Annotated in this window: 18 protein-coding genes and 1 pseudogene; 5 read left to right on the top strand and 14 right to left on the bottom strand. The window is 66.8% G+C overall.

The genetic code is table 11. The features are described 5' to 3' along the window. Window positions 1-11 precede the first annotated feature (11 nt). The 6 genes from rpoH to ACN9M2_RS01560 form a co-directional block, all read right to left on the bottom strand. Window positions 12-872: an RNA polymerase sigma factor RpoH gene (gene rpoH / locus ACN9M2_RS01585; protein WP_371023837.1), complete on the bottom strand. Its 861-nt coding sequence runs from the start codon at window positions 870-872 to the stop codon at window positions 12-14. 929 nt (window positions 873-1,801) lie between these two features. Then, window positions 1,802-2,503 carry a uracil-DNA glycosylase gene (gene ung / locus ACN9M2_RS01580; RefSeq protein ID WP_426286442.1) on the bottom strand — a complete coding sequence of 234 codons (702 nt, stop codon included), beginning with the start codon at window positions 2,501-2,503 and terminating at the stop codon, window positions 1,802-1,804. Beyond that, complete coding sequence (locus ACN9M2_RS01575) at window positions 2,500-3,294, bottom strand: response regulator (RefSeq protein ID WP_426287972.1); 795 nt, start codon at window positions 3,292-3,294, stop codon at window positions 2,500-2,502. The genes ung and ACN9M2_RS01575 overlap by 4 nt, the downstream gene beginning before the upstream one ends. A gap of 59 nt (window positions 3,295-3,353) precedes the next feature. After that, window positions 3,354-4,334 (bottom strand): permease-like cell division protein FtsX, encoded by a 981-nt coding sequence (gene ftsX / locus ACN9M2_RS01570; RefSeq protein WP_426286441.1) that lies wholly within the window; start codon window positions 4,332-4,334, stop codon window positions 3,354-3,356. Beyond that, window positions 4,331-5,008, bottom strand: coding sequence for a cell division ATP-binding protein FtsE (gene ftsE, locus ACN9M2_RS01565; RefSeq protein ID WP_306848048.1), 678 nt, complete (start codon window positions 5,006-5,008; stop codon window positions 4,331-4,333). The genes ftsX and ftsE overlap by 4 nt, the downstream gene beginning before the upstream one ends. Window positions 5,009-5,326: 318 nt before the next feature. Then, complete coding sequence (locus ACN9M2_RS01560; RefSeq protein WP_426286440.1) at window positions 5,327-7,165, bottom strand: DEAD/DEAH box helicase; 1,839 nt, start codon at window positions 7,163-7,165, stop codon at window positions 5,327-5,329. A 435-nt stretch (window positions 7,166-7,600) separates the two neighbouring features. Between ACN9M2_RS01560 and trxA the strand changes: the two genes are divergently transcribed. From trxA to ACN9M2_RS01545, 3 genes are all read left to right on the top strand, one after another. Continuing rightward, entirely contained in the window at window positions 7,601-7,927 is a 327-nt protein-coding gene (gene trxA / locus ACN9M2_RS01555; RefSeq protein ID WP_426286439.1) for a thioredoxin TrxA, read from the top strand. A gap of 157 nt (window positions 7,928-8,084) precedes the next feature. Then, complete coding sequence (rho, locus tag ACN9M2_RS01550; RefSeq protein WP_426286438.1) at window positions 8,085-9,905, top strand: transcription termination factor Rho; 1,821 nt, start codon at window positions 8,085-8,087, stop codon at window positions 9,903-9,905. Between the two features lie 169 nt (window positions 9,906-10,074). After that, on the top strand, window positions 10,075-11,445 hold the full coding sequence (locus ACN9M2_RS01545; RefSeq protein ID WP_426286437.1) for a glutamate--cysteine ligase: 1,371 nt from the start codon (window positions 10,075-10,077) through the stop codon (window positions 11,443-11,445). Window positions 11,446-11,544: 99 nt separating this feature from the next. Here the strand turns inward: ACN9M2_RS01545 and ACN9M2_RS01540 are convergent, their stop codons facing one another. Further along, window positions 11,545-12,972 carry an OmpP1/FadL family transporter gene (locus ACN9M2_RS01540; RefSeq protein ID WP_426286436.1) on the bottom strand — a complete coding sequence of 476 codons (1,428 nt, stop codon included), beginning with the start codon at window positions 12,970-12,972 and terminating at the stop codon, window positions 11,545-11,547. Between the two features lie 234 nt (window positions 12,973-13,206). Here ACN9M2_RS01540 and ACN9M2_RS01535 point away from each other — a divergent pair, with 234 nt between their 5' ends. After that, a complete protein-coding gene (locus tag ACN9M2_RS01535; protein WP_426286435.1) occupies window positions 13,207-13,509 on the top strand; it encodes a YcgL domain-containing protein in 303 nt (100 codons plus the stop codon). Between the two features lie 90 nt (window positions 13,510-13,599). After that, the gene (locus ACN9M2_RS01530) at window positions 13,600-17,028 is read left to right on the top strand and encodes an ankyrin repeat domain-containing protein (RefSeq protein ID WP_426286434.1); all 3,429 of its coding nucleotides are present in this window, start codon (window positions 13,600-13,602) and stop codon (window positions 17,026-17,028) included. Here ACN9M2_RS01530 and ACN9M2_RS01525 read toward each other — a convergent pair whose 3' ends face one another. The 7 genes and pseudogenes from ACN9M2_RS01525 to ACN9M2_RS01495 form a co-directional block, all read right to left on the bottom strand. Then, the gene (locus ACN9M2_RS01525; RefSeq protein ID WP_426286433.1) at window positions 17,029-18,837 is read right to left on the bottom strand and encodes a monovalent cation:proton antiporter-2 (CPA2) family protein; all 1,809 of its coding nucleotides are present in this window, start codon (window positions 18,835-18,837) and stop codon (window positions 17,029-17,031) included. 76 nt (window positions 18,838-18,913) lie between these two features. Continuing rightward, window positions 18,914-19,903: a porphobilinogen synthase gene (hemB, locus tag ACN9M2_RS01520; protein ID WP_426286432.1), complete on the bottom strand. Its 990-nt coding sequence runs from the start codon at window positions 19,901-19,903 to the stop codon at window positions 18,914-18,916. A gap of 91 nt (window positions 19,904-19,994) precedes the next feature. Beyond that, a pseudogene (locus tag ACN9M2_RS01515) lies at window positions 19,995-20,693 on the bottom strand (heme ABC transporter ATP-binding protein); the annotation flags it as partial. Between the two features lie 68 nt (window positions 20,694-20,761). Then, window positions 20,762-21,799, bottom strand: a complete 1,038-nt coding sequence (locus tag ACN9M2_RS01510; protein WP_426286431.1) for a FecCD family ABC transporter permease — start codon at window positions 21,797-21,799, stop codon at window positions 20,762-20,764. Continuing rightward, window positions 21,796-22,662, bottom strand: a complete 867-nt coding sequence (locus tag ACN9M2_RS01505; protein ID WP_426286430.1) for a heme/hemin ABC transporter substrate-binding protein — start codon at window positions 22,660-22,662, stop codon at window positions 21,796-21,798. The genes ACN9M2_RS01510 and ACN9M2_RS01505 overlap by 4 nt, the downstream gene beginning before the upstream one ends. Continuing rightward, entirely contained in the window at window positions 22,659-23,732 is a 1,074-nt protein-coding gene (locus ACN9M2_RS01500; RefSeq protein ID WP_426286429.1) for a hemin-degrading factor, read from the bottom strand. Before ACN9M2_RS01500 ends, ACN9M2_RS01505 begins: the two co-directional genes overlap by 4 nt. 10 nt (window positions 23,733-23,742) lie before the next feature. Further along, a complete protein-coding gene (locus ACN9M2_RS01495) occupies window positions 23,743-26,049 on the bottom strand; it encodes a TonB-dependent hemoglobin/transferrin/lactoferrin family receptor (RefSeq protein WP_426286428.1) in 2,307 nt (768 codons plus the stop codon). Between the last annotated feature and the right edge of the window lie 81 nt (window positions 26,050-26,130).

The raw sequence follows: 26,130 nt of genomic DNA, 5'->3' as shown, positions 1-26,130 counted from the left end.
TGTTCGGTCGATCAGGCGGCGATGGCGACGCGCATCTTTTTCATGGCGTTCGCCTCGATCTGGCGGATGCGTTCGGCGGAAACGCCGTATTCATCGGCAAGATCCTGCAGCGTGGCCTTGTTGTCCTCGGCCAGCCAGCGGCGCTGGATGATGTCGCGCGAGCGGTCGTCGAGGTTGCCAAGCGCAGAGGACAACGCGCCCATCTGGTTGTTGCTGGCGTCTTCCTCGGCAAGGTTGTCGTAAGGATCGGCGCCTTCGTCGACCAGGAACGCAGCCGGTGCGGGCTTGTCGTCGTCGTCCGCGTCGGCCGGGGCCTCGAAGCCCACGTCGCGACCCGAAAGACGCGATTCCATCTCGCGGACGGTCGCTTCCGGCACGCCCAGGTCCTGCGCGACCACGCGCACTTCCTCGGCATTCATCCAGCCCAGGCGCTTCTTGCTCTTGCGCAGGTTGAAGAACAGCTTGCGCTGCGCCTTGGTGGTGGCGACCTTCACGATGCGCCAGTTACGCAGGATGAACTCGTGCATTTCGGCACGGATCCAGTGCACCGCGAAGCTGACCAGGCGAACGCCCTGGTCCGGGTCGAAGCGCTTCACGGCCTTCATCAGGCCGATGTTGCCTTCCTGGATGAGGTCCGACAGCTGCAGGCCATAGCCGTTGTAGCCGCGGGCCACATGGACCACGAAACGCAGGTGGGACATCACGAGCTGCTTGGCGGCGTCGAGATCGGCGTCGTCGTGGAAGCGGCGCGCCAGCGACTGCTCCTCGTCAAGGCTGAGCACCGGGATGCGATGGACCGCCGAGATGTAGGAATCCAGACTGCCAACGACGCTCGGTAGCCCGTAGTTACGGGTGGCGAGGGCTTGGGACATGTGTGGAACCTCCTGAAAGTCTGTATGCAGATTAGCAGTCCCGAAGTGAGAGTGCTAAGTCAGCCCGAAGTTCATATCGGTTAACTGTACGCAATGGTACAGAAATACCCTCCGGCTGTCCAGAGGACTGGGGGAGGTATTCAGGAGACAGACGGCCCGCCGCCGTACGGCACGCGGCGGAAAGCCCACAACGGCAGCTATGTAGCTGTCGTGCTTCATGAAGTTGGGGCGGCCCGCGGACTTTAAAGGTTCTTCACGGAAGTCTGTGGCGGCGTTTCGGCTCGGCTGCGCCCTTGCGTTGGGGGTGTGCGGCCGGAGCCGTCGGCCACCACCCTCGTCGCTCCGAGTTGCACCCATCGCCCTGGTGGGAGCCGACCCTGTCGGCGATGGGTGCTTGCCTCGACCGGGCCCGCTGCCGCGGGATCGCCGACAGAGTCGGCTCCCACCAGGGTATGGCGATCCAACAGGGTGCGGTGCTTGGCGGTGTGTCGCGGTGTTCCGTGTGCGGTGCGCGCTATGCGGCGTGCGACAACCTTCGCTCTTTCCCATCAACCCACCGCAGTCGTGACTGAGCTGCCGGGCGCCCCCCCCCCGGCGCGCCATGAGGCGCCGAGGACGGACGGGCGGACAAGGCCCGCAGGGGATCGGCCTGGACGGCCGATCGTTTTCGCTGAGGCAGGAGCCGAATCGAAAACCCCCGCCCGACCGTCCGGGCCCGCCGGGGCGCAGCCATCGGACATGGCCGCGCAGCGGCTTCCTTCCCCAAGGGACGGCGCCGCCTGGCGCGCCGAGGGGGACGCCCGGCAGCTCCCCCGGGAGCCACACAACCCAACGCGAGGGCGAAGCCGAACCCCCAACACCGGACGAATCCCGGAAATGCGGAAGACCCTTTTAAAAGCCTCCGAGGCCCTGCCGTGGCAGCCCCCGGTCTAGACGGTCAGTTCCGCCTTGGGCGGCAGAGACCAGTCGATCGGCGGCTCGCCACGCGATTCGAGATAAGCGTTCGCCTGGGCGAAGTGGCCACAGCCCAAGAAGCCGCGATGCGCGGACAGGGGTGAGGGATGCACGCTACGCAGGATCTTATGGCGCTTTCCGTCGATCAGCTGGCCCTTCTTCTGCGCGTGGCTGCCCCAAAGCATGAAGACGAGGCCTTCGCGTTCGCGGTTGAGGGCCTCGATGGCAGTGTCGGTGAAGCCCTCCCAGCCCTTGCCCTGGTGCGAACCCGCCTGCCCGGCCTCCACCGTGAGCACGGCGTTGAGCAGCAGCACGCCACGGTCGGCCCATGGCGTAAGGCAGCCGTGGTCGGGGCGCGGGATACCGAGGGAATCCTCGATTTCCTTGAATATGTTCTGCAGAGAAGGAGGCACGCGCACGCCGGGGCGCACGGAAAAACTGAGGCCATGCGCCTGGCCAGGGCCATGGTAGGGGTCCTGGCCGAGGACGACGACGCGCACCTTGTCGAATGGCGTGTGCGTGAACGCGTTGAAGATCTCCGGCCCGGGCGGGTAAATCGTCTTGCCCCGCGCCTTCTCCTCGCGAAGAAAGGCCGAGAGCGCCCGCATCTCCGGGCGATCGAGGTAGTCGCCGATCCTTTCCTTCCAGGACGGCTCGAGCTTTATGCGATCGTTCAACTTTCCGCCCTGTCGCGAAGGTGCAAGGCCACCCGGAGCTGGAACAGCAGCTTGGTGATGAGCAGCTTTTCCTCGACGGGTTTCTCGACGAGGTCGTTGGCGCCGGCGCGCAGGAGCGCCGCCTGGTTCGCGGGGTTCTCGTCACCGGTCATGACCAGTGTGGGAAGTTGCCCCTTGCCATAGCCGAACTCGTTGCGGATGCGCTCGACGAGATCGCCGCCGGTGAGTTCCCCCTTGAGGCTGACATCGGTAAGGACCACGTCGGCGCCGATCTCGCCACGCGTCCGGGCTTCACGCAGGTGCGTGAGCGCGTCCTCCGCGCTGATGACATGGCGCACGGTAAGGCCGTACTTTTCCATCATGCGCCGGGTGGCAAGCGCCACCACGCGGCTGTCCTCGACATAGAGCACCTCGCCTTCCGCGCCGCCCTCGGGACGCACGTAGCCGCGGATGAATTCCGCCAGGGCGCCGAAACCCAGGGACTTGTCGAAGTAGTCGGTGACGAACTCGCCCAGCTCGCGCCGGTGCAGGCGCGCTTCGACATCGCCCGAGACTACGACGATCGGCATGTAGATCTGCGGCGCGGACTCGCGCACGAAACGCGCCACGTCCAGCCCATCCATGTCGGGCAGGCGCAGGGCCACGGTGACGAAGTCGAAGACGCCACGCTGCAACTCGGCTTGCGCCTCGGCACCGGTGGATGCGCCGACGATCTCCACCCCCGGTACCTCCGCGTTGACCACGCGCGCGATCAACTGGCGAACGACCTTCGAGCCGTCCACCACGAGCATACGAGGCGTCGCGCCCGCGACACCCGAACCGATGTGAGATCCCACCCCGCCTCCCCCTGTCAGGCCGCCGCGGCGCGGCGAATCTGCCGTGCGCTGACGAGCCGTGCACCGAGCCACCCCAGCACGGCAGAAGCGAAGGGTACCGAAAGCAGGAGCCAGGCGGGGAGTCCGCCGAAGCTCACGCTGCCGTCGTATGCCGCGGCAAGGCGGCCGACGGGCCCGGCAAGGGCCAGTTCGAGCACCACGGCCAGCGCCACGGCAAACACACCCGCCAGGAAGCCCAGCCAGATACCGGCATACAGGTACGGACGGCGGACGAACGGACGGCTGGCACCGATGAGCAGGAGCACGCCGATCTCGGCGCTACGGCTCTGGATGTCGACACGGATCGTGTTGCCGACCACCAGCAGGGCGGCGACACCGAGCAACAAGGCCAGCAGGCTGACCGCACGGGTACCCACGCCGATCAGGGCATCGAGACGCTGCCGCCATGCACCGGTGTCCTGAACCATGTCGACACCGGGCGTGGCCTTCATCGAATCGACGAGGCGACCGATATCCTCCGCCGACAAGCCTGGCTTGGGCTGCACGGAAAGCACGTAAGGCAGCGGGTTGGCATCGAGCGATTGCAATGCGCCGGAGAACCCCTGTACCTCCGCCAGTTCGTCCAGGCCATCCTTCGGCGTGCGCACGACGATGTCGGCCACTTCCGGACGACCACGCAAGGCGGAAGCGGCGGTCTCGGCCATGCCCGCGTTCTGGCCCGGTTTCATGAATGCGCTGATGGACTGGTTGCGGCCAAGCGCATCGCCCATCCGCTGCACGTTGCCGAGCAGGAGGTAGAAGGTCAGTGGCAGGGCGAGCGCCACGCCCATCACGGCCACGGTGAGCAAGGTGCCGAGTGGCCGGGCGCCAAGGCGGCGCAGGCTGATCGACATGCTCCAGGCGTGGTGTTCGCGCCACGCGCCCACCTTGCGCGGTTCGCTGCGACGGGTCTTTTCCGGCTCGGGCGCGCGGCGCGGCTCGCGGACGGCGTTCATACCACCTCCATCGCGGGGACGTCGGCAACCAGCTTGCCGTGGTCGAGCACGACGACGCGCTTCTTCATTCGCTTGATCAGCATGAGGTCGTGGCTGGCGACGAGGACGGCGGTACCAACCGCCTGGAACTCCGCGAACAGGCCCATGATTTCCATGGCCAGTTGCGGGTCGAGGTTACCGGTGGGTTCGTCGGCGATGAGTACGGCGGGCTTGGCGACGATGGCCCGCGCGATGCCCACGCGCTGCTGTTCGCCCGTGGAAAGCGCCTCGGGCAGTTGCTTCTCGTAGCTGAGCAGGCCGACCTTTTCCAGCGCCGCCCGCACACGGCGGCCCCGGTCGGCCGGCGACACGCCCGCGATGATCAAGGGCAGTTCGACGTTGGCGAAGACGCTGCGGTCCAGCAACAGGCGGTGGTCCTGGAAAACCATGCCCAGCTTGCGCCGGATCTTAGGGATCTCGGCCGGCCGCACGGTATTGAGCTTGCGGCCGTCGAGGGTCACCACGCCGTTGGTGGGGCGCTCGATCATCGCCAGCAGTTTGAGCAGCGTGCTTTTCCCCGCCCCGGAATGGCCCGTGACGAAGGCCATTTCGCCCGCCTCGACACTAAAAGACACGTCGGTAAGGGCCTGGTGATCGCCCTCGTACCGTTTGCTCACCAGATCGAAACCGATCACCGCGTCACCCGTTGGCCCGTGAAGCCCCAGAGGATAAGGGATGTGGTGTTGCTTTTGCGGTGGGGCACCCGACGGAGTTCAGCCAACCGCCGCACCGGATCGAAGCCGCTTTACTGTGGGAGCCGCTTCAGTGGCGATGGGCTGCTTGCCTCGACCTGGCCCGCTGCCGCGGGATCGCCGACAAGGTCGGCTCCCACCCGAGTGAGGGGCCTCCCACCAAGCCGGCTCCACAGGATTGGCTCGACAGGGTCGGCTCGGTGAAGTCGCCTCGGTGGGGCCGGCTCGGTGGGAGCCGACCCTGTCGGCGATGTGCTTGCCTCAGCGCCCGCCGAACAACCGGCCGATACGGCGCAGGAGGCCGACCTTTTCCTTGGCGGGCGGAGCCACAGGCGCGGACGCAGGTCGGCTGGCGGTCACCTGGCGCGAAGGACGGCGGTTCGGGTTCGACTGGCCTTCCGCATGCCGCGCAGCACCGGGTTGCTGCTCCTTGACCGTGGAGCGCGTCGAGGCGCCATTGCCAGCCGACGAGGCATTGCGGCCACCGTTCGAGCCTTCACGACCACCGTTGCGCCGGTTCGCACCGTTATCGGCATTGCCAGCGCCGCTGGCGTTGCCGCCCTCGGCGCCCTCGCGGGCACCGCGGCCACGGCCGCCGCGACGACGGCGCTTCTTCGGCGCGGAAGCATCGGCCATCGCCTGGGCGGCGGCGGGGAGCTCGGCGACCGTTTCGGCGACGACCACGGTCTTCATCGGCACTTCGGTCGACACGGCGTCTGCAGCCGCGGCCGGCCTGTCTTCACGCGGCGGGCGCGGGCGGCGCTCGCGGCTGCCCGAACGCTCCCCGGAACGGGGACCGCCACGGCCGTCGCGACCGCCACGGCCACCCTTTTCCGGCGGCGCGCCGCGGGTCGGGATGTGCCCGTCGTTGTCGTTCGGATCGTCGATTTCATCCTGCACGCCATCCGCACGCGGACGCGGCGGCGGCATCACCAGCATCTTCGCGTCGATGGACGCGGTCGGAATCTTCTGGTTGATGTAGGCCTCGATGTCGGGCAGGCCCATGGCGTAGAGGTCGCAGGCGAAGCTGATGGCGTCGCCCTCGGCGCCGAGCCGGGCCGTACGGCCGATGCGGTGGACGTAGTCCTCCGCATCCTGCGGCAGGTCGTAGTTGAACACGTGGCTGACCGCCGGAATGTGCAGGCCGCGGGCGGCCACGTCGGTGGCCACGAGCAGGTCGATCTGGCCATCCTGGAATCGCTGCAGCAGCTTCTGGCGCTTCACCTGCGGCACGTCGCCGGAGATGGCGCCGACGCGGAAGTTGTGCCGCTTCAGGCGATCGGTGATGCGCTCGGCGGCGGCCTTGGTGTTGACGAAGATGATGCTGCGCTCGGTCTTGCTCTCTTCGAGCAGGTTGAGCAGGAGCGGCATCTTCTCTTCCTTGGACGGGAAGTAGACCACCTGGCGAACACGGTCGGCGGTGACGTTCTCGGTCTCCACCACGAGCTTTTCGGCCTCGTGCATGTGCTCGTAGGCGAGTTCGAGCACGCGGTGGCTCAGGGTGGCGGAGAACAGCAGCACCTGGCGGGCCTCGCGCGACGGCAGGCGGCGGAAGATGAAGCGCACGTCCTTGATGAAACCGAGGTCGAACATGCGATCGGCTTCGTCGATGACCATGACCTCGACGCTGCCGAAGCCGAAGACATCCTGCTTGTAGTAATCGAGCAGGCGGCCCGGCGTGGCGATGATGATGTCGCAGCCGTCGCGCAGCTGCTGGCGCTGCTTGTCGTAGTCGACGCCGCCGTAGATGAGGGCGCTGCGCAGACCGGTGGCCTTGCCGATGGTCTGGAAGTCCTTCTCGATCTGGATCGCCAGCTCACGGGTGGGCGCGATGATCAGGGCGCGAGGATCGGAATCCTTGCGGTCCGGATGCGCCGGGTTCTTGAGCAGGCGGTCCATCAGGGCGACCAGGAAGGCGAAGGTCTTGCCGGTGCCCGTCTGGGCCTGTCCGGCGACATCGCGGCCGGTCAGGGCGATCGGCAGGGTCAGCGCCTGGATCGGCGTGCAGCGGGTGATACCGGCGGCGGCGAGACCCTGGTGGAGCAGCGGATGGAGGTCGAGGTTTTCGTAGAAGACGTCGGTGAGAACGGTTTGGGACATGTGGATGAGTGACCTGGAGTCTCGCGCCGCGCATACGCGGCGTCGCCCCGACGGCAGGAATGGGCCGCGGGGCGGTGGGTGATCCGGTCGGCGGCGTCACGGGAGAGTCGGCAGGCGCCGGTTGCCGCCGGCGGCCGTACGACGCGCCCGGCGCACGATGGCCGGAGGCGGCGGCGCGCGACCCGACGGTTCTCGCTGGCATAGGTGAAAAGGCTGTTAACCGCGAGAGCGTGCTCACCTATGTCAACGAGAACCATCCCGTCGGCGCCCTTGAATCGCTTGAATCGCGCCCCTAGTTGGGTTGGAATGAGGGCCGCCGGCTGCAATGGCCAAGACCTTCGGTTCCGGTTGGACCCGCGACATGGGGCTCCTTAGTGTAGCCGATGCGGGCGTCACGGTCGTCAACCCCCTTTCACCCCCTTCCTGGAGATCACGGTGAGCGACAAGATCACCCATGTGAGCGACGCTGCATTTCAGCAGACCGTCCTCGAATCCGACACCCCCGTCCTGCTCGACTTCTGGGCGGAATGGTGTGGCCCCTGCAAGTCGATCGCTCCGGTCCTGGACGAACTGGCTGGTGAGTACGAGGGCAAGCTGAAGGTCGTCAAGATCAACATCGACGAGAACCCGCAGACCCCTCGCCAGTATGGAGTCCGTGGTATTCCCACCCTGATGATGTTCAAAGATGGCAAGGTCGCCGGCACCCAGATCGGGGCCGTCGGCAAGGGTCAGCTGACCCAGTTCATCGACAAGGCGATCTGATCGCCGGCTGTACGGTTCACCCAAGCCGCCGCGTGAGGCGCTTTACGCCGCGCCTCACGCGATGCTAGGCTTCAGGCGTTCGCCGGGACACCGCTTGTCCCCCACGTCGCGAACCCTCTCCCATTCTTCTTTCAACGGCGCCCCGTGAGGTTTGCCCGTGTCCGATATCGAAACCAAAGATTCCATCGACGCCAAGGGCGCCGGCGACCAGCCTGCGACCGAACCGCGTCCCCGTACCCGTCGCAAGGCACCGGCTTCGGCCGATGCCCCGGCGGTGGAGACGAGCGCCCCGTCGCCGGCTCCCGCCAGGGCGGCGGTGCCACCGCCCCCACCCTCGCCACCACCGCTTCCGCCGGCCCCACAGGCCGAACTGCAGTTGGGTAACACGCAGCAGCCCACGCCGCAGAACGAGCCACGTGACGGCAACCAGGGACCATCCCAGGGTGGTGGCCAGCCGAACAACCCGCAGCAGGCGCGGGGCGACAACCCGAACCAGCAGCAGAACCCCAATCGCGCCAATGACCGCAACGAGCGTGACGGCCGCGGCCGCCGCCGGCGCAACGAGCGCAACCAGCAACGCCAGGGCGGCGGCGGTGGTGGTGGCAGCCCGGGCAACAGCAGTAGCGGCGGTGGCGGTAACTACCAGCATCCGCGCAACAACAATGGCTATCCCGTCGACGACGACGAGAATGCCGACGCCGGCAGCAACGATCGCCTGATCAACCTGACCGAGCTCAAGCGCAAGAACGCCATCCAGCTGCTCGAGTTCGCCGAATCCCTCGGCGTCCGCGAGGGCGTGGCGCGCCAGCGCAAGCAGGACGTCGTCTTCAACATCCTCAAGGCGCACGCCCGCTCCGGCGGCGGCATCTGGGCCGAGGGCGTGCTCGAGATCCTGCAGGACGGCTTCGGCTTCCTGCGCTCGGCCGACGAGTCCTACCTGGCAGGTCCGGACGACATCTACGTCTCGCCCAGCCAGATCCGGCGCTTCAACCTGCGCACGGGCGACTACATCACCGGTCGCGTCCGCCATCCGAAGGAAGGCGAGCGTTACTTCGCGATGCTCAAGGTCGACGACATCAACGGCGATCCGCCGGAGGCGTCGAAGAACAAGCTCCTGTTCGAGAACCTCACCCCGCTGTTCCCGCGCAAGTCGTTCAAGCTCGAGCGCGGCAACGGGTCCACCGAGGACATCACCGGCCGCATCCTCGACCTCGTCGCCCCGATCGGCCGTGGCCAGCGCGGCCTCATCGTCTCCCAGCCGAAATCCGGTAAGACGATGATGCTGCAGAACATCGCCCAGGCCATCCAGTACAACCACCCGGACGTTCACCTGATCATGCTGTTGATCGATGAGCGTCCCGAGGAAGTCACGGAAATCGCCCGCACCGTTCGCGCCGAGGTCATCAGCTCCACCTTCGACGAGCCGGCCGTCCGCCACGTGCAGGTCGCCGAGATGGTGATCGAGCGGGCCAAGCGCCTGGTCGAGCACAAGAAGGACGTGGTGATCCTGCTCGATTCGATCACCCGCCTGGCCCGCGCCTACAACACCGTGGTGCCCAGCTCCGGCAAGGTGCTCACCGGCGGCGTCGACGCCAACGCCCTGCAGCGCCCGAAGCGCTTCTTCGGCGCGGCGCGCAACGTCGAGGAAGGCGGCAGCCTCACCATCATCGCCACCGCCCTGACCGATACCGGTTCGAAGATGGACGAGGTGATCTACGAGGAGTTCAAGGGCACCGGCAACATGGAAGTGCACCTGTCCCGTCGCATCTCCGAGAAGCGCGTCTACCCGGCGATCGACATCAACCGGTCGGGTACCCGCCGCGAAGACCTGCTGATCGATCCGGACCTGCTCGCGAAGATCTGGATCCTGCGCAAGCTGCTCCACCCGATGGACGAACTGGCCGCGATGGAGTTCATGCTCGACAAGATGAAGAACACGAAGTCCAATGACGAGTTCTTCAATTCCATGAAGCGCTGAGCGCTCCACGGGAACTTGCGAAGAGGCCGCCCAAGGGGCGGCCTCTTCGTATCCGCGCCCCGTCCACCGGCTTTTGCTACGCTGCGCCGCCGGCCATCCCTTTTGGGCACGAAGACGCGCCCCCATGTGGAGCGGCTACCGGCCTAAAGCCCAACGTCAAGGAAAGTCCGTGTCCATCCCCAGCGCCGCCAAGAGCACGCCGATCGGCGACCGTCACGACCTGGTCGCCTACCTCGCCGAAGGCGAGAAGCCGCGCGAGGCCTGGCGCATCGGCACGGAACACGAGAAATTCGGTTTCTATACCGACGACCTGACCCCGCCGCCCTTCGTGGGCGAGCGTCCGGGGATTCGCGCGGTGCTCGAAGGCATGGCATCCCGCTTCGACTGGGATATCGCCCGCGAGGGCGAGACGCCCGTGGCGCTGACCAAGGGCATGGCGAACATCACGCTGGAGCCCGCCGGTCAACTGGAATTGTCCGGTGCCCCACTGAAGTCCGTGCACGAGACTTGCGACGAAGTGACGAACCACCTGAAGGAAGTCCGCTCGGTGGCCGAGGAACTCGGCATCGGCTTCCTCGGCATGGGCTTCCAGCCGAAGTGGCGCCGCGACCAGATGCCCTGGATGCCCAAGGGGCGCTACAAGATCATGCGTGAGTACATGCCCAAGGTCGGCTCGCTCGGCCTCGACATGATGACCCGCACCTGCACCGTCCAGGTCAACCTCGACTACGCGAGCGAGGCCGACATGGTGAAGAAATTCCGCGTCGCACTGGCCTTGCAGCCCATCGCCACGGCACTGTTCGCCAATTCACCCTTCACCGAGGGCAAGCCCAACGGCTACAAGTCGTATCGCTCGCACGTCTGGACCGATACCGATGGCGACCGCACAGGGATGCTCGATTTCGTCTTCGAGGACGGTTTCGGTTATGAGCGCTACGTCGACTACATCCTCGACGTGCCTATGTATTTCAGCTATCGCGACGGCCAGTATGTCGACCTGTCCGGGCAGGATTTCAAGAAGTTCATGCGTGGCGAGCTGCCTGCCCTGCCCGGCGTGCGGGCGACGATGAAAGACTGGGCCGACCACCTGACCACCGCCTTCCCCGAGGTGCGCCTGAAGCAGTACCTCGAAATGCGCGGCGCCGACACCAGCACGTGGAACTCGCTTTGTGCTTTGCCCGCTTTCTGGGTCGGCCTGCTTTACGACGATGTCGCGCTGGACGCGGCGTGGGACCTGGTGAAGGACTTCAACAGGACCGAGCGCCACGGCTTGCGCGACGGCGTGCCGAAGGAAGCCCTGGATCTCCCTTTCCGAGGTCTCAAGGTACGCGACCTTTCGCTGGAAGCGCTGAAGATTTCCGAGGCGGGCCTGAAGCGCCGCAACCAGCTCGGAAACCGCGGTGCGGACGAATCGATCTACCTCGAGCCGCTGATGGAGATCGCGCTCTCCGGCAAGACGCAGGCCGACGTGAAGCTCGAACGGTTCCACAAGGAGTGGAACGGGAGCGTCGACCCGGTTTTCCGCGAATACGCCTACTGAAGCGTCGCCGACAGGGTCGGCGATTCCAGGCAACAAAAAAACCTCCCCGTCGCCGGGGAGGTTTTTTTTCGACTTCGTATCAGCCGATCGCCGGAGCGATCAGAACTGGTACCGGGCCGACACGCTCAGGAGGTTGCCCTTGTCGTCGTTCTCGCCGACCAGGCGATCGCCCGTCGAGCTCGACACACCGGCAATGTGCGCGTTGTTCACGAAGATGTGCGCATAACCGGCGTTGATCTCGAAGCGCTCGGTCGCCTTGTAGCCGAGACCGAAGGCCACCCACTTGCGGGTCGAGTCCGGCACGCGCGGCGAACGGGTGTCGTCGTAGGTCGGGGTGCTGTCGACGGCCACACCGGCACGAAGGGTGAACTTGTCGTCGAGGTAATACTCGCCGCCGACCGATGCGAACCAGCTGTTGCGCCAGCTGTAGTTCTCGCTCGTGGACGGCTGGTTCGGGTTCGAATAATTGACCGTGAGATCCTTGAACGAATCCCACTTGGTCCACGACAGGTCGAAGCCGAGGCCGAACTTCTCGTCCTGGTGCCAGAAGCTCGCGGTGGCGATCGCGGGCGTGGTGAAGCCGGCACGGCCGTCGGTGTGCGTGAACGGCGGCTGGCCGCTGCCCAGCAACGCACCCACGGTCGGATTCGACAGCACGGCGGTGACGTTGGTCGGCATCGTGAAGTTGCCAGTGCCTTCCAGGGTGTGCTTGATCTTGCTGCGGTAGTTCAGCGCGATGCGATCGTTCGGCGTGAGCTTCCACAGGCCACCGACCTGCCAGCCGTAGGCCCAGTCATCACCCTTGATCTTGGCGTAGCCATCGCTGCCCGGCGGCACGACCGCGGCGTACTGGGCGGCGAGCGCACGGGCGACGGCCGGGGACAGCTGGCCGGCAGCCGCGGCGCGCTGGATCAGACCCAGGCCGACGGTGTTGTAGTTGATCGCGCTGGTCAGTTCCGCGCTGGTCTTCTGCGCGATGGCGCTGACACCGACGGCGAAGTCGTCGGTCACGTCGAACGAAGCCGACAAGGTCACGTCGAACGACTTGAAGTCCGACTTGATGCCGTTGTAGCGGCCCTTCCAGTCGGAGTCGTATTCGGTCTTGAAGCCGAACGGCGCGGTCAGGCCAAGGCCGAGGTGCACGCGATCACTGACCTGGGTGGCGAAGTACATCGCCGGGACGGGAATCGTGGTACCGGCTTCGCCGCCATTGCCGCCGCTGATCGGACGGCCCTGCGCGTCGGTGGCCGTGCCGTGGAACTTGGTGCTGAAATTGATGCCGGTCACGTCGGCCTGGAACACGTTGCCCTTGAGCATGGACATCGCGGCCGGATTGTTGACGATCACGGAGGCGTCGTCACCCGCGGCGGTGGAGCCGGCGAATGCGCGGCCCAGCGCCTTGGCGCTGTTTTCCTTCAGCTGGAAGGCGCTGGCGTGGGCGGCCTGCGGAGCCACCAACGCACCGGCGATGGCCAGCGAAAGGGCGGCGACGGCCAGCGGACGGGTCGAAAGGTTCAGCTTCTGCATGCGGAGTGGCTCCTGCTTTTGTTCTGCTCTGGGGCGACGACGCGCGTAGAAAGCGTAAAACTTTCCCCTTTTCATACGCGCGTTTAACAATCTGGCTGCGAACTCTGGACGACTTGACGTCCGTTTTGCAAGTGCAGATGCAACAAAGATGAAACGGTTATCGCTTACGGGCCTCCTACACGCACCGGCTTTTGGTAGGGTAGGCGAACGAGTCGCCAAGCGAGACCTGCCGTCATGCACAGCTTCGTCTACGCCAGTCAGCGCAAACCCGACACCTACGTCTGGCTCACCCGCCGCGAGGGCTTCGATGTCCTCCCCGAGCCGCTCGTCCTCCTGTTGGGTGAACTCCACCTCGTGCTCGAGGTGGAACTCACTCCGGAGCGCCGTTTGCCACACGAAGATTCGGAGCGCGTGCTGGCGAACCTGGCCTCGCAGGGCTGGCACATGCAGACGCCCCCCAACGAAACGCTCAGCGTCTGCAACCAGCCGAACCACAATCGCGAGATCGATCCGGACCAGTTCGTCGTCCGAGCCTGACAAGGCTCCATCCGTGCATGGCCAAGACGTGCAGCCCGGGTTAACGCGACGTTACCGCGTGGGCGGTTTCCGCTCCGTATACTCCTGCGCATGGCCAATCCCAAACGTCGTCGCCCGCCGCTGATCAAAGCGCTGCCCTGGTTCCTTCCCGCCCTCGCGGCCGTCGCTTGCGCGGGCCTCACCGCGTCTCCGCTTGCGCTGATCCCCTTGCTGCTGGCGAACGCGCTGGCGATGAGCGCGGTCTGCCACGCCATCGGCTTCGACCCCGAGCCAAGCTACCTGCGCACGGTCTTGCGACGTGGCTCGGCCTATGTGGTCATGTTCACGGCCTACACCTTCGTCGTGTTCGTGCTGGTCGCCTGGCCACTGCTCAAGCTGACCCAGGCACCCAGCCTGGGCGCGGCTCTCCTTCTTGCCGGGACGCTGGTGGTAGCCCTGACGGTGCTCTGGCGGGTCTGGCCCGCGTTCGGACTGGTGTTCCTCTGGGACGACGCCTACCCCGCGCAAGGTGGCGACGGCTCATGGATCTTCACCGCGATGGCCCGCTCGGTCAGCTTCGGCCGCCACCTCTCGGCGGAAGATCGCTTCTTCTCGCACTTCCTTCCGGCTGCCCTGGGCCTGCTCGCGCTCGCCTTCAGTGCCGTGGCGTTGTCGGGCCTGTATGGGGTGCTGCCGGCGGAGATGCGCCTCGCCGCGCTCGGCGTCTACGCCATCGTGCTGCTGCCGCTGGGCTGCATGGTCATCGCCAACCGCACGTTGCGTGCCCTGCTATGCGATCGACGTGGCCATATCCGCACGGTGCGCGCCGAGCCACGACGTGGCGCGGAGGCGCCCGCCGCGACCGTCGCGCCGGCTCCCGTTCCCGTGCTCAGCAATGAAGAAAGCCAGCCCGGCGTGCGCGACCGCGCCCTGTTGGCGGCGACGCGCGAAGGTGACATCGCCCGTGCGGTGGCGCTGGTGGAAGCCGGCGCCGATCCCGACACCGCCGCGGAACCCGGCGACCGCGACCAGCGGCCCGTGCTGACCCTGGCCGCGTTGTCGCCGGACATCCGCCTGCTTCGTGCCCTGATCGCGAAGGGCGCCCAGGTCGATCGCGTACATAACGGCATGACCGCGCTACTCGCTGCCAGCCGCGATAGCTGGCACGGCCGGCCGGAAGCGGTACTCACGCTGTTGACGAACGGCGCCAACGCGGCCAGCACGGACGCGGAAGGCAATACGCCGCTGCATGGCGCCGTGCTCAGCGCGGAGCCGACGGTCGCCGCCATGCTGCTCGACGCAGGTGCGCCGGTCGATGCCGTGAACGCTGCCGGCGACACGCCGCTGGCCGTTGCCTGCCGTGCCGCGAACTGGGCACTCGTTCGCTTCCTGCTCGAACACGGCGCCAAGCCGGCGTCCGTCGGCGGTGAGCCCGCTCTCGTGGCGGCCGCGGGAATCGCCGACGACGATAGCGAAGGCGTCCGTGTATTGCTCCGGCACAAGGCACCGGTGAATGCGGTGAACGCGCACGGACGCACTGCGTTGATCGCCGCGTCCGCGGAGGGCCACGAGCAGATCGCCCGTGCCCTGCTGCAAGCCAACGCCAACCCGAACCTCGCCGACCGGCACGGCACGACGGCACTGATGGAAGCCGCACGCGCAGGCGCCCATGGCATCGTGCAACTGCTCGCCGAAGCCCATGCCGATACGGCACCACGCGACGGTCACGGGCGCGATGCGCTGACCCTCGCCTGCCAGTCACCGCGGGCCCAGGCCGCCACGGTGCGTGCCTTGCTCGCGCTCGGCGCCCAGCCGAAGGAAACCGGCGCCGACGGTCGCAGCGCACTGGACCACGCCGCCGCCACGGGCCGCTGGGACTTCGTCGCCTTGCTCGATCCCGAGACCCCGTTGCCGACATCGCTCAGCGAATCGGTCGTACCGGAAGCCGGCGCGGATTCGCCGATGCATTTGTACGATGCGCTACGTTTCGGTCACTGGGCGGTGGCGTCCACCTTCGCGACGAAAGTGCGCGAATGGCCAGGGCATGAACTTGCCGCGCTGTACGTCGACCTGGCCGGCGCCGGCTTCGACGCCGCGCGAGCGTGGCTGCTCGACCACGGCCTCGCCGCGGAGACGCGGCTGGCCACGGCCACCGACGAGGAAGGCACGTTGGGCCGCCGATTGTTCGACGCCTTGCTGCCGCAGTTGCCTCATTCCGCCGATGCCCTGCTCCAGCTCATGCGCGCAGGCGCATCGCCTGCCGGCGCGGGATTGCTCGGACAGGCCGTGTGCCGGCTGGAGGGCGCCGACGAGCGGCTGACCCTGGCCATGCTCGATGCCGGCGCGGACCCGTTCGGCGCCGATGCGCGCGGCCGCACGCCCGTGCACATGGCGGCCGCCACGGGCCGCGTCGCGCTCCTTGGTGCCTTGCTGGCACGTGGACTGGATCCCAATGCACGCGACACCGGCGGCCGCACGCCGCTGCACGCCGCGCTCGAACAGGGCGGCGACAGCCTGCCGCTGGTTCGCCTCCTGGTTGCCCACGGTGCCGACCCCGAAGCCGCCGATGTCAACGGCGAAACGCCCTATGGCCTCGGCATCGGCCACGGCGACGTCGAGCGCTGGTTGAACTGGCCGGCCTGGCAACTACCGCGCCGCGCGCTGCGTGCCGACGATTTGCCCGCTGCCGCGGCTGCCGGCGATACGCAGGCGGTCGATCGCCTGCTCGAACTGGGATTCCCCGTGGACACACGCGACAGCCATGGCGCAAGCGCCCTGCTGCGCGCAGCCGGTGCCGGCCAACGCGACGTCGTCGAGCACCTGCTCGCCGCTGGCGCCGATCCCACGGCGGCCGCGGCATCCGGCGTGACACCGCTTGCCGCTGCGGTGAACGCCCGGCGCGAGGCCGTGGTGGAACTGTTGCTCGCGCGCGGCGTGGCGGCCGACCAACGCCTGCCAGGCAATGCCACGGTGCTGATGATCGCGGCCACGCTCGGTTATCCGGAGATCGCGGACATGCTCCTCGCGGCCGGCGCCGATGCCACCGCCGAGGACGCCCACGGCCATACGGCCTTGCATGCCGCCGCCCAGTACTGCTTCGGCAGCAGCGACAGCCTGCGCGCACGCCGTTTGCTGGACACGGTGATCGGCAGGGGCGCCGACGTGAACAAGGCCGACAAGGATGGCGTGACGCCGTTGCTCATGCTGCTCGGCGCACATATGCGGCCCGGCGTCGCTACCGATGCGACGCACCTCGGCGCGCTCGTGCCGGTGCTGCTCGATGCCGGTGCCAGGATCGAACATGCCGATCACCGCGGTGTCAGTGCGCTCCATGCCTGCGCCATGCATGCCCTGCTTCCACCCGCACGCTTGTTGCTGCATCGGGGAGCCAGTCGTAACGCCGCGGACGCCTTCGGCCGCACCGCGGCCGACGTGGCAAGGCACCTGGGCTACGTCGATATCGCACACGAACTCGGCGGACGCACGGGAGCCATTCCGAGCGTGCGACAGACGCTGCGGCAGCCCGCGCAACCGGACTGATTACTTTTCTTCTTCGCGGACCCGCTCTTCCACGGCGTCCGCCTCGAACAGCTGCTGCAGATCGTGCAGTGCTTCCTTCGTGGTCTGCACCAGTGCGGTCTCGTCGTCGTACACGAGGTACTGCGCGCGCAATACCTGGTCGTCGTGCTTGCGGAACCGGGCGATCCGGCTTTCGACGACATCCGGGGCCATATCCAGCGACTCCAGTACGTGACGTGTCATTTCCAGGCTCGAATAGAACGTCTCTCGCACGGGGTCCTCGACACCGATGTCCATCAGCCGGAACGCGTGCTGGCGGTTGCGCGCGCGGGCCACGATCTTCAGGTGGGGGTACTGCCGGCGCACGAGGCGCGCCGTGCGCAGGTTGACCTCGGGATCGTCGGTGGCGATGACGAAGACCTCGGCCTTGTCGGCCTGGGCCGCGCGCAGCATTTCCGGTCGGCCGGGATCGCCGAAAAACAGCGAGGTGCCGCCGAAGCGACGCGAGGTTTCCACCTGTTCCACCGAGCTTTCCAGCGCGACGAACTGGATGCCCTGCGCGCGCAGGACACGGGCGACGATCTGGCCCATGCGGCCGAAGCCGGCGATGATCACGCGAGGCGTATCCGCTTCGATGGCGTCGAACTCGCGGTCCGGCTTGCGCACACGCTCGTGCACCAGGCGCGACGCGGCGAGCACGAGCAGCGGCGTCAGCGCCATCGACAGCGAGATCGCCATCACCATCAGGCCGCGCTGGTTGCCATCGATGAGGCGGTTCTGCTGGGCGAGATTAAGGATGACGAACGCGAATTCGCCGCCGCAGGCGAGCACCGCCGCAAGGCGGACGGAATCCGCCGTGGTCAGCGCGCCCACGAGCTTTCCCAGCGGCAGGATCAGGACGGCCTTCACGGCCAGCAGCAAAGCCACCATGCCGAGCACCAGCAACGGTTTCGCGACCAGCATGCCGAGATCGACCGACATGCCCACGCTGACGAAGAAGAGGCCCAGCAGCAGCCCCTTGAATGGCTCGATGTTCGACTCGAGTTCGTGCCGGTATTCCGAGTCGGCCAGCAGCAAGCCGGCGAGGAAGGCGCCCAGCGTGGTCGATATGCCCGCCAGTTCCATCAGCCACGCCGTGCCCATCACCACGAGCAGGGCCGTTGCCGTGAATACCTCGGTGCTCTTCGCCCTGGCGACGAAGCGGAACACGTGACGCAACAGCAGGCGGCCGCCGATGATCACCGCGACGATCGTTCCGACGACACGGATGACACTCATGATGTCCGGCGCATGCGCGTCGTGGGCGATCGTGCCTCCGAGCAGGGGCACGGCGGCGATCAGCGGAATGGCGGCGAGGTCCTGGAACAGGAGGATGGCGAAGGCTTGCCGGCCATAGACTGTGCCGGCTTCCTTGCGCTCGGCCAGGATCTGCAGGCCGAACGCCGTGGAGGACAAGGCGAGACTGCCGCCGACGATCACGGAAGCCTTCCACGTCAGGCCGAACAGGAAATAGCCGATGGCGCCGATGGCGAGGGCGCAGGTGAGCACCTGCAGGCTGCCGCTGCCGAATACGGCCCGCCGCATCACCCACAGGCGCGACGGCGAGAGTTCCAGGCCTATGACGAACAGCATCAGCACGACGCCGAAGTCGGAAATCGTGGCGACGCCTTCGGTATCGCTGACCAGGCCCAGCACCGACGGGCCGATGACCACGCCCGCGAGCAGGTAGCCCAGCACCGCGCCGAGGCGGAACCGCTTGGTCAGCGGAACGGCGATCACCGTCGCCAGCAGGAAGACGACCGCCGTCTCGAGAAAGTGATGCCCATCCATCCTGCGACTCCCGAAGTATCGCCTTGGATTATGTCACGGGGACATCGGCGGATTTTGCATGAAATCCTTTTCTCGCTCAGGCCTTCAGCCAGCGCGCGACATCGATCGCGAAGTAAGTGAGGATGGCATCCGCTCCGGCGCGCTTCATCGCCAGCAGCGACTCCATGACCACGGCTTTCTCGTCCAGCCAGCCGTTCTGCGCGGCTGCCTTGATCATCGCGTACTCGCCGCTGACCTGATAGACAAAGGTCGGCGCGCCGAAGGTGTCCTTCACCCGGCGAACGATGTCCAGATAAGGCAGGCCCGGCTTCACCATGACGGCGTCGGCGCCTTCGGCGAGGTCGAGCTCCACTTCACGCAAGGCTTCGTCGCTGTTGCCGACGTCCATCTGGTAGGTGTGCTTGTCGCCCTTGCCGAGGTTGGCCGCCGAGCCGACGGCATCGCGGAACGGGCCGTAGAAGCTGGACGCGTACTTCGCCGAATAGGCGAGGATGCGCGTATGGATGTACCCGGCATCTTCCAGCGCCTCGCGGATGGCGCCGATACGGCCGTCCATCATGTCGGAAGGCGCGACGAAATCCATGCCCGCTTCGGCCTGGGCCAGCGACATCTTGATGAGCGCCTCGACGGTTGGCTCGTTCATCACGTAGCCGTTCCCGTCGATCAGGCCATCCTGGCCGTGCGTGGTGTAGGGATCGAGCGCGACATCGCCGATCAGGCCCAGCTCGGGGAAGCGCTTCTTCAATTCACGCGTCGCGCGCTGGAACAGCCCCTCCGGATTCCATGCCTCACGTGCGTCTTCCGTCTTCACCGACCCATCCACGGAGGGGAACAGGGCCAGGGCGGGGATGCCGAGGGCGACGCATTCCGCGGCGAGCTTCAGCAATTCGTCGACCGAAAGGCGATCCACGCCCGGCATCGAGGGCACCGGCTGACGGATGCCTTCGCCGTCGACGACGAAGGCGACCATGATCAGGTCGGACACGGTGAGCACGTTCTCGCGCATCAGGGCGCGGGAGAAAGCGTCGCGGCGCATGCGCCGCATGCGGACAGCGGGAAAGGTCATGGGAGGTGCCCATACGTTGGCGATCCCTCCATTTTACTCCCTGACGCCCCGCCGCCGGGGGGCAAAGCGTCGCAGGGTGGGGGGGACAGGCTTATGCGGCGTCGATCCGAAGACCGCCGCCATGTCGCCGCAAAGGGATGCCATACACCTCTGAAAGCAGGCCGACATCGAGCGCATCCTCCGGTGTTCCCTGCCGCAGCACCCTCCCGTTCGCCAACACGGCCACCTCGTCCGCATAGCGCGCCGCGAGGTTCACGTCGTGCAATACGGCGACCACGCCAAAACCTTCCGCGACGAGATCCCGTGCACGGCGCAGGATGAAATGCTGATGAGCCATGTCCAGGCCGGCCTCCGGCTCATCGAGCAGCAGCCATGCGCCGTCATCCGCGGCACCCCATACCTGGGCGAGCACACGCGCCAGTTGCACGCGCTGCTGCTCTCCACCCGAGAGGCCGGTGTAGCGCCGGTCACGGAGATCCGCCACGTGCGCCGCACGCAAGGCGGCATCGACGATGCGTGCGTCGCGCGCCGCATCGGGCGAATGCGGGCTTCGGCCGAGCGCGACGACCTCTTCCACCGTAAAACCGAACTCCAGGACCACCCGCTGGGAGAGCATGGCGCGGCGGCGCGCGAGCTCGCGTGGCGGCCAGGTGGACACAGGGCGCCCGTCGAGGGTCACCCGGCCGGTATCGGGAACGAGCCGTCCCGACAAGGCGGCCAGCAGGGTGCTCTTGCCGGCACCATTCGGGCCGATCAGCACGAGGAGACGACCTGGACGAGCGGTCAGTGACACCTCGCGAAGCACCGGCTTGCCATCGCGTGAGACACCGATGGCGCAGGCGACGAGAGAGCCACCGCTCATGAAATGCCCTCGCCGACCCGGCGGCTCAGCAGCAACCACAGGAAGAACGGCCCGCCTACCAGGGCCGTGAGTACACCGATGGGAAGCTCGCCCGGCGCCACGACCGTACGTGCCAGCGCATCCGCCGCCACCAGCAGGATCGCGCCGCCCAGGGCGGAAGCCGGTAGCAGGAAACGATGCTCCGGACCGAAACCCATGCGCAGGAGATGCGGCACCAGCAGGCCGACGAAACCGATCACGCCGGTGAACGCGACCGCTGCTCCCACGCCCAAGGCCACCAGGCCCACCAGCCACCGTTGCAGGCGCTCGGGACGAAACCCCAGCAGGGCGGCTTCGCCTTCACCCAACAGGAGGGCATTGAGCGCACGCGCGGCCCGCGGAAGGCACAGCAAGGGCAACACGATCCATGGCGCCACCGTGGCAAGCCTGGTCCAGGTGGCGCCACCGAGGCTGCCCAGCGACCAGAACGTCAGGTCGCGCAACTGGTTCTCGTTGGCCAGGTAGGTCAGCAAGCCCACGCCGGCCATCGCGATCGCATTGATGGCGACGCCGGCCAGGAGCAGGTTCGCGCCCCCCGGCCGCCGGCGACCGAGCAGGTACACCAGCGATGTCGCCGCCAGGCCGCCGCTAAAGGCGCATCCCGCGACCAGCGGCGAACCCGACTGGCCGCCGAGGACGATCGCCCCGACCGCACCCAGCGCGGCGCCCGCGGACACACCGATCAGTCCCGGATCGGCCAATGGATTGCGGAACAGGCCCTGCATCGTGGCCCCGCCGCTGGACAGGGCCGCGCCGACCAACATGCCGAGCAACACGCGCGGCAGCCGCAACATGAGCACGACATTGTCGTCTCCTTCGGCCGGGGCGCGCGCCATCCATCGCACCAGTGCCCCGCCGACGTCGCCTGCTGGAATAGCGATGGCGCCACGAGCGAGGCTCCATACCGCCGTGGCGAAAAGCAGGCAACACAGCGTGACGATCGCGACACCACGGCGCGTGCGGACACGTGGCAACACGAGGCTCACCGCGTTCATGGCGCCGACGCGGCCCAGCGCGTCTGCAGGTCCAGCGCCGCGTCCGGTGTGCGTGGTCCGAAGCCGAGCAGGGCCTGTCCTTCGACGAAATAGATGCGCCTGGCCCGTCCCGCCGGCGTGTCCACCACGCCAGGTAGCGCGAGAATCCCGGCAATGCCGCCTACCGCATCCTCGCGCTCCTTCATCAGGACGATGGCATCGGGCTTCATCGCGACCAGCGCTTCCGGCGAAACCGCCTTGTAGCCCTCGATACCGTCCGCCACGTTCGTGCCGCCCGCCAGCGTGATCGCTCGATCGGCGGCGGTCCCTCGTCCCGCCGCCATCGGGCTGCCCTGCCCCGTCGACATCAGGAAGACGGCACGCGGATGCGCCGGCATCGCCGCCACGGCGCGAGCGAGCGTGGCGAAGCCCGCATCCACCCGGGCGGCGAGCGCGGAGGCTTCCCTTTCGTGCTCCGTGAGCTGTCCGATGCGACGGATCTTTTCGCCGATGTCGCGTGCCGTCCGGGCGACGGGCAAGACCTCGATGCGCACGCCGGCGTCGCGAAGCTGCGACATCACCGATGCCGGCCCCGCGTCGTGGGTCGCCAGCACGAGGCCAGGCCGCAACGCCAGTACGCCCTCCGCGTTCAACTGGCGAACGTAGCCTACGTTGGGCAGCCGAGTAGCCGCCGCCGGCCACGTGCTGGTGGAGTCCACACCGGCCAGCTGGTCCTGCGCGTGGATCGCGTAGATCGTCTCGGTGACATCGCCACCGAGCGACACGATGCGCGATGCGGCCATGACGCCTGACGACACCAGCAACGCCGACACCAACGCGAACACACGCCCCTGGCGCCACACGGATACGTTGCGCGCGTTCATGCGCCCGCCCCGGCCTTCGCCAGCAACGCCCGCCAATCGTCGCGTTCGGGCAGGCCCGGCTTGCGCTTGCCGAACACCTGCACGATCTGCGTCCCGTCGGCCGCGTACACTTCCAATGACGTGACGAACCCTTCGGGTACCGGCTTGCGTACGATCCACGTTTCCGCAATCGCGTCACTGCGAAGATGCAGGTTGAAGCCATCGTCCAGCACGTTGAGCCACGGCCCTGCCATCTTCACGTTGTGCACCGGCCCGGTATGGATCTGGACCACCCCGGGGGAACCAACGAAGATCATCAGCGGTTCCCCACCGATGGCGGCGGCTTCCAATAGACGGCGTACCGACGACTCGTCGGTACACGTGGCGAATGCATCGCCGACCAGGCGCAAGGCCTGCGTCCGCGTCACCTTGTGCTTCTTCAACATGGCGAAGAAATCGTGCGGATCGCGTAGCGCGCGCCAGTGATCGCGTAGCGAATCCACATCCACCGTGTGATCCGGCAGCATGGCGGGCAACGGATCGTCCACCGCCACGCAATCGATCAGGGGCGACTGCACGGCGGCGGTGTAACGATGGACGAGCGACCGCCATGCGGGTCGGTCGCTCTGCTCCGTCAGGTACACCTTGTGTACCGCCTGCCCATCGCCGTCGAAGAACTGCAAGCTTTCCAGTTCGCGCCCATGCGACGATTCGCGCACGGCGAATCCATAGCGCCAATGCCGGAGGAACAGCCGAAGATCGATGTCTTCATCGAGCACGATGCCCATCGTGCCGCCGATGTCGATGTGGTCGTAGCGGCCTTTCTTTTCATGCACGCAGTACTCGTTGCGGGTCAACGCCATCACCCGCCCGAGCGCGGGTAATTCACGGATCAGTTGTGGCCAGTCGCCTTCCAGGCGCGTGACGCCCTCGCCGACGCGGCCGGCGATGAGTTCGCCTTCACTCACGCCGAGCCGGCGCGCGGCATCACGGGCGCGTAGCCCCGGCTCCGCTTGGCGCAGACGGTGCCAATCGCCGATCAGCGAGGGGATGTCCGGGCGTGGGGACACGGCGGTCTCGATATCTTGCATGGACGTTTCCTCAGAAGGTGTAGCGGGCGGACACCGCGACGGCGCGGCCGGGCATGGTCAATCGATCGATCTGTGCATTGCGCACCTGCGCATCGTCGACGCCGCCGCCATCGGTACTTCCCACGTTGGCCAGCACTCCGCCGTGCAGCGAACCCCAATCCCAGTATTTGCGATCGGTGAGGTTGGTGAATCCGGCGCTGAATTCCAGAGCCTCGGTCGGCCTCCAGTGCGCATACAGGTCCAGCGTGGCGTAGCCCGGTGCCCGGAAGGCGGTAGCGCTGTCGAGGCGCGACTTGCGCCGCACGCCCTTGCCGATGAGTTCGGCGCCCCAGCTTCTCGCGTCGTACGAGATGCCGAGCACCGCGGTGAGCGGGTCCACGCTGTTGAGCGGCGACCACCCGGAGGCACCGTAGACTTGCTTGTCGCCCTTGGCCGCGGCCAGATTGCCTTCGATGCGCCAGCCTTGCAGCGCATCGTTCAAGGCGCCCAGGGTCAGACCGGCGGAGGCCTCGACCCCCTTGATCGTCGCCTTGGGGAAGTTCACCGCCTGCATCACGATGAGCAGGTTCTGGTTGAGCGCCCATTGCGGCCACTGGCTGCGATCGAGGGTGTAGCCACCGAAGATGAAATCGCGGTACCGGTTGTAATAGGCGCTGGCGCTGAAGTATCCGAGTTCCCCGTTGCCACGCACGCCGATCTCGATACCCTTGCTCGTTTCCGGCTTGAGCGATGGATTGGGCACGATGCCGTACAGCCGAGGCGTCCCCCACGCCACCGCCAGTTCGTTGTACAACGGCGGGCGAAATCCCTGTGCGTACTGCGCGTAGACCTCGACGGCATCGTTCATCGCATAGGTCACGCCGAGCTTCGGCGAAAACCGGCTGCTGCGCACCTCGCCCAGGCCGCCCTGCACGAACGAGCCGTCGAAATACGGGTCGTCGCGATCGGGCTTGAACGTGTAACGGTCCCAACGCACGCCGGGAACGATGCGCAAACGACCATCGAGTAACGCGATCTCGTCCTGTGCGAAGACAGCGTAGCGGTCGGTGTCGTTACGCGGGAAGAAACGCAGCGGATAGCTCTCGGGCATGTACGGCGCGCTGCTGGAGACGATGCCCGTGCGTACGTCGCGGCCTTCGCCACCGAGTTGGCCTGTCGGCGTGGTACGCGATGCTTCGACACCATAGGCGATGCGCTGCTGGACGCCGCCGTCCACCGTCTTGTACAGGGTGAGCTTGCCGCCGAAGAGCCGCTCGTCCAGATCGCTCAGATAGAGACGATCATAGGTCGCGCCTCGCGACGGGACGTTGGCCAGCGTGCGCGTGGTCGACTCAGTCTCGGACTTCTGCCACCAGGCATCCCACTCCAGGCGGTCGGCGATCCCCAGGTCGATGTTCGCATAGCGTTGCCCGACCGACAGACGCGTTCGCGTGGCACGGTCTTTCGCAATGTCGCTCGACAGCCGCGTGGTACCCGCCTGGCCGAGGGCACTCAGGACGTTGGTGTCCACGTCGTTGCGGTACAGGTCGGCGGTGACGCGATCTTCCCGTCCCGATCGGGCGACGTGGACATACTTCGCCAGTACGCTGGTCGTGTCCTGGGTGAGCGGATCGGGCCGTGTGCGCAGATAATCGGCACTGTCGACGTCGCCTTTGTTGTTCGGTGCATGGGCTTCACGGTGATCGGCCACGAACACGATGCCGTTCGTGGGCGTGCCGCCCGCGAGGGTCAGGGAGGTACCGAGTGAACGATCGGCGCTGCCATAGCGCTCCTTCACGGATACGTAGACATCCTTGCCGTTGCGCAGGTAATCGGCGGGGTCCTTGGTGACATAGCGCACCGTGCCACCCAGGGCATCGGAAGGATCGAGCGCCGAGGCGGGCCCCCGGACGATCTCCACGCTTTTCAACGTGTCCGGGTCCACGAAGCTGCGGCCGGCGCGCATGCCCGTCGTGGAGAACCCGAATGAACTCGAGGCGGCCACGCCGTCGGTGAGGATGGCGACGCGGTTTCCGTCGAGGCCACGGATGTTGAAGCTGTCCAGCCCCCAGCGTCCCGCGGTACCCACGGCCGATACGCCCGGCTCGTACTTCACCAGGTCGCGTATGTCGACGACGAGGTGTCGGTCCATCTTCTGGCGGTCGATCACCGACACTGTCGCCGGTACGTCGAAACGAAACGCCGAGCCGATCGCCGTGACGGTGATGCGCGGCAGGTCGTCGGCGCCGTCGCGCACGGGAGCGTCCGCGGCATGAACGCCAGCGGCGCAAAGGAGTACCGCGCCAATCGGCGCGGCGAGGGCATTCTTTCGCAGCACGTGATGCTTCCTTCGCAGATGTCGTGCCTGGCGGCACAAATCGGGAGCTTGCGAAGGAGGTCGTGTGCCTCCGGCTGGCGG

The sequence above is a fragment of the Luteibacter sp. E-22 genome, from assembly GCF_049913125.1.
Taxonomy (GTDB): domain Bacteria; phylum Pseudomonadota; class Gammaproteobacteria; order Xanthomonadales; family Rhodanobacteraceae; genus Luteibacter.
Note: the sequence above shows the minus strand (reverse complement) of the source record. Positions and strands in the feature narration are given on the sequence as shown.

Bases quoted from the DNA above. Each gene is read 5' to 3' on its own strand.
- rpoH (WP_371023837.1), bottom strand. From the start codon at position 872: ATGTCCCAAGCCCTCGCCACCCGTAACTACGGGCTACCGAGCGTCGTT.
- ACN9M2_RS01575 (WP_426287972.1), bottom strand. From the start codon at position 3,294: ATGCTCGTGGTGGACGGCTCGAAGGTCGTTCGCCAGTTGATCGCGCGC.
- ftsX (WP_426286441.1), bottom strand. From the start codon at position 4,334: ATGAACGCCGTCCGCGAGCCGCGCCGCGCGCCCGAGCCGGAAAAGACC.
- ACN9M2_RS01560 (WP_426286440.1), bottom strand. From the start codon at position 7,165: ATGTCCCAAACCGTTCTCACCGACGTCTTCTACGAAAACCTCGACCTC.
- ACN9M2_RS01540 (WP_426286436.1), bottom strand. From the start codon at position 12,972: ATGCAGAAGCTGAACCTTTCGACCCGTCCGCTGGCCGTCGCCGCCCTT.
- ACN9M2_RS01535 (WP_426286435.1), top strand. From the start codon at position 13,207: ATGCACAGCTTCGTCTACGCCAGTCAGCGCAAACCCGACACCTACGTC.
- ACN9M2_RS01530 (WP_426286434.1), top strand. From the start codon at position 13,600: ATGGCCAATCCCAAACGTCGTCGCCCGCCGCTGATCAAAGCGCTGCCC.
- ACN9M2_RS01525 (WP_426286433.1), bottom strand. From the start codon at position 18,837: ATGGATGGGCATCACTTTCTCGAGACGGCGGTCGTCTTCCTGCTGGCG.
- hemB (WP_426286432.1), bottom strand. From the start codon at position 19,903: ATGACCTTTCCCGCTGTCCGCATGCGGCGCATGCGCCGCGACGCTTTC.
- ACN9M2_RS01510 (WP_426286431.1), bottom strand. From the start codon at position 21,799: ATGAACGCGGTGAGCCTCGTGTTGCCACGTGTCCGCACGCGCCGTGGT.
- ACN9M2_RS01505 (WP_426286430.1), bottom strand. From the start codon at position 22,662: ATGAACGCGCGCAACGTATCCGTGTGGCGCCAGGGGCGTGTGTTCGCG.
- ACN9M2_RS01500 (WP_426286429.1), bottom strand. From the start codon at position 23,732: ATGCAAGATATCGAGACCGCCGTGTCCCCACGCCCGGACATCCCCTCG.